This is a genomic window from Streptomyces doebereineriae, assembly GCF_031845645.1.
GTDB lineage: Bacteria > Actinomycetota > Actinomycetes > Streptomycetales > Streptomycetaceae > Streptomyces > Streptomyces canus.
Window position 1 is genome coordinate 1 of sequence record NZ_JAVREZ010000111.1, and the last position, 536, is coordinate 536.

Annotated in this window: 1 protein-coding gene; it reads left to right on the forward strand. The window is 72.0% G+C overall.

Going from position 1 to position 536, the window contains the following annotated elements:
- Positions 1-536: thiolase C-terminal domain-containing protein (locus tag RNB18_RS50955; RefSeq protein WP_394817805.1), on the forward strand; the 536-nt coding region annotated here is incomplete at both ends.

Sequence of the window (536 nt, forward strand, 5' to 3'; positions counted from 1 at the left end):
CGTACATGCGCCGTACGGGAGCCCCCGACACGGTCGGCTCCCTCGTCGCGTACAAGGACCGCCGCAACGCCCTCAAGAACCCCTACGCGCACCTCCACGACACCGGCATCACCCTGGAGAAGGTCCAGGCGTCCCCGATGCTCTGGGACCCGATCCGCTACTCCGAGACCTGCCCCTCCTCCGACGGGGCCTGTGCGATGGTCCTCACCGACCGCGCGGGCGCGGGCCGGGCCCCGTACCCGCCGGCCTGGGTGCACGGCGGCGCGATGCGCAGCGAACCGACCCTGTTCGCGGGCAAGGACTTCGTCTCCCCGCAGGCGGGCAGGGACTGCGCCGCCGACGTCTACCGCCAGGCCCGGATCACCGACCCGCGCCGGGAGATCGACGCCGTCGAGATGTACGTCCCCTTCTCCTGGTACGAGCCGATGTGGCTGGAGAACCTCGGCTTCGCCGGTGAGGGCGAGGGGTGGAAGCTCACCGAGGCGGGCGTCACCGAACTCGACGGCGACCTCCCGGTCAACCCGTCGGGCGGGGTG